At 62.1% G+C, this 3077-nt stretch carries 2 protein-coding genes; both read left to right on the forward strand.

The annotated features are described in order from the left end of the window. The first annotated feature begins 112 nt into the window (after positions 1 to 112). Positions 113 to 2167 (forward strand): RNA polymerase sigma factor RpoD, encoded by a 2055-nt coding sequence (gene rpoD / locus H0W65_RS12065; RefSeq protein ID WP_294007905.1) that lies wholly within the window; start codon positions 113 to 115, stop codon positions 2165 to 2167. A gap of 374 nt (positions 2168 to 2541) precedes the next feature. After that, positions 2542 to 2994 (forward strand): hypothetical protein, encoded by a 453-nt coding sequence (locus tag H0W65_RS12070; RefSeq protein ID WP_294007906.1) that lies wholly within the window; start codon positions 2542 to 2544, stop codon positions 2992 to 2994. Positions 2995 to 3077: the final 83 nt, after the last annotated feature.

Raw genomic sequence — 3077 nt, forward strand, 5'->3', positions numbered from 1 at the left:
GACGAGGCGTTGGCGGAACAGCACCGCCTGATCGCGGCGCAACAAGGATTGAGGGAGAGGCTGGCGTCGCTCGCCGGCACCGACTAAGCGGCCTCAGTAGAATCAGAGAGACATGGCAAAAAACGAACCTATCGAAGTCGATTCCGGCGAATCCGGCGACGAGCCCCTGCTCGACCTCAACGACGCCTCGATCAAGAAGATGATGGCGCGCGCCGAAAAGCGCGGCACGATCACCATCGACGAGATCAACGCCGCGATCCCGGCCGACCAGAATGAAATGATCGAGGACATCATGTCGCGCCTCTCGGAGCGCGGTGTGTCGGTCGTCGAAAATGAGGATTCGGAAGACGACGACGACGACGACGAGAAAGAAAAAGAGAAAGAGGAATCGAACCTCGAGGATGAGGTCGACCCGCTCGACGACGGCGGCCCGCGCCCGGCCGCGGCGACCAAGAAGGAAGCGGTCGACCGCACCGACGATCCCGTCCGCATGTACCTGCGCGAGATGGGCGCGGTCGAATTATTGAGCCGCGAGGGCGAAATCGCCATCGCCAAGCGCATCGAGGCCGGCCGCGACATCATGATCTGGGGCCTGTGCGAAAGCCCGATCACCTTCAACGCCATCATCCAATGGTCGAACAACCTCAACAACGGCACCATGCAGCTGCGCGAGATCCTCGACCTCGATGCGATGCTGTCCAAGGGCCCGACCGCGGAACAGATCGCTGCCGGCGAGGCCGAAGGAGCCGAGGACGGCGAGATCAGCGAAAAGACCGCCGGCCCCTCGATCAAGGAAGAGGAAGACGTCGCCGACGAGCCCGCCCCGACCGCGGAGCAGGACGAGGAGGATATGGTCGACCGGCGGACCAAACCGGTGGTCGAGGAGGAGGAAGAGGACAATACCTTAAGCCTCGCCCAGATGGAGGAGACCCTCACTCCCCAGGCGCTCGAGACGTTCGCCCGGATCACCTCGATCTTCAAGAAATTCTCCAAGGTCCAGGCGGCGCGGATGGATGCGCTCGCCACCATCACCGAGTTCAGCGCGTCGGACGAAAAGAAATATCACAAGCTGCGCGAACAATTGACCGCCGAGGTTGAAAGCGTCCAGTTCCACGGCAGCAAGATCGAATATCTGGTCGAGCAATTGTACAGCTACAACCGCCGCCTCAACGCGCTTGGCGGGCAGATGCTGCGCCTCGCCGAACGCCACAAGGTCCCGCGCCGCGCCTTCCTCGAAAGCTATATGGGCCACGAGCTCGACGAGGGCTGGCTGGCAAGCGTTTCGGGCACCGACAAGAAATGGGCCGCCTTCGCCACCACCGAGGCCGACACGGTCGAGCGCATCCGCGCCGAAATCGCCGAGATCGCGCAGCAGACCGGCACCTCGCTTGGGGAATTCCGGCGCATCGTCAACATGGTCCAGAAGGCCGAGCGCGAAGCCCGCATCGCCAAGAAGGAAATGGTCGAGGCCAACCTCCGCCTGGTGATCTCGATCGCCAAGAAATACACCAACCGCGGACTCCAGTTCCTCGACCTCATCCAGGAAGGCAATATCGGGCTGATGAAGGCGGTCGATAAGTTCGAATATCGCCGCGGCTATAAATTCAGCACCTACGCCACATGGTGGATCCGCCAGGCGATCACCCGCAGCATCGCCGATCAGGCGCGCACCATCCGCATCCCGGTGCACATGATCGAGACCATCAACAAGCTCGTCCGCACCGGCCGCCAGTTCCTCCACGAAACCGGCCGCGAAGCCACACCGGAAGAACTCGCCGAGCGCCTCTCGATGCCGCTCGAAAAGGTCCGCAAGGTCCTTAAGATCGCCAAGGAACCGATCAGCCTCGAAACCCCGATCGGCGATGAGGAAGACAGCCATCTCGGCGACTTCATCGAGGACAAGAACGCCGTCATCCCGGTCGACGCCGCGATCCAGAGCAACCTCAAGGAAACCGTCACCCGAGTGCTGGCGAGCCTTACCCCCCGCGAAGAACGAGTCCTCCGAATGCGCTTCGGCATCGGCATGAACACCGATCATACGCTGGAGGAAGTCGGGCAGCAATTCAGCGTGACTCGCGAGCGCATCAGGCAGATCGAAGCGAAGGCGTTGCGAAAGCTCAAGCACCCGTCGCGCAGCCGTAAAATGCGCTCCTTCCTCGATCAATAACCAGCCTCCCCTCCCGCCCGCGGGAGGGGCCGGGGGTGGGCATGTCGAGGCGGAGGCATTGCGGTTATGTCGCGCGCAGCCATTCCGGATCACTTTGCCTCGCTCGTAACGAGGTAAACCGCGAACCCGAGATAAATACACGCTCCGAGATTTTAGTTTTTTCTTGCCCCAAGGCCTTTGAAACGGCATCTGGGCACGCTCAGTGTGCCGATCTGAATGTCTGACCGTTCTACGCGGGCGCATGTTTCCGCGAGCACTAGCGCCAACCCGAATCCCACCGCCCATCCCCGCAATCGGGAACCGGACGCCCGCGTCACGGTTTTATTCCCGTCTTGTGTTTAAGGCGAGCGGCGGGGTCAGAAGGAGGCGCGAACATGCGTAAGTTCATCACCATCAGCCTGCTTGCATCGGCCGCGATGCTCGCCGGCTGCAACACCGTCCGCGGCGCCGCCGCCGACGTCAGTTCGGTCGCCACGGCGTTCGATCCCAACACGACCTATGCCCAATGCGGCACTTACGGCCCGATCGACCGCAACGGCGACGGCTTCCTCTCCAGCGCCGAATGGAATGATTACCGCGCCGGCGGCTATATTTATTGGGACGCCAATCACGACGGCCAGATCAGCCGCTCCGAATATGCCAATTGCTGGTACGGCGGCGGCTTTTACAAGACCTACAAGCGCGCCGATTGGGAGCCGAGCTACAGCGTGTTCGACGCCAATCACGATGGCTGGCTGAGCGCCGATGAATATTGGGGCGCGTCGAGCTGGAGCGCCTATGACCGCAACCACGACGGCATGATCGATAGCAGCGAGTGGCCCTGGTAACGCAGGTCCGCGCTACGGCGGCGGCAAAGCTCCGGCCAAGCCGCCGCCGTTCCAAAGCCGCGCCTATCCGTGCGGCTTGAAGT

It is taken from the genome of Sphingomonas sp. (genome assembly GCF_013816785.1).
In the GTDB taxonomy this organism is placed as follows: Bacteria; Pseudomonadota; Alphaproteobacteria; order Sphingomonadales; family Sphingomonadaceae; genus Sphingomicrobium.

Excerpts from the sequence above, each read along its gene's own strand:
- rpoD (WP_294007905.1), top strand. The coding sequence starts at position 113 with ATGGCAAAAAACGAACCTATCGAAGTCGATTCCGGCGAATCCGGCGAC.
- H0W65_RS12070 (WP_294007906.1), top strand. The coding sequence starts at position 2,542 with ATGCGTAAGTTCATCACCATCAGCCTGCTTGCATCGGCCGCGATGCTC.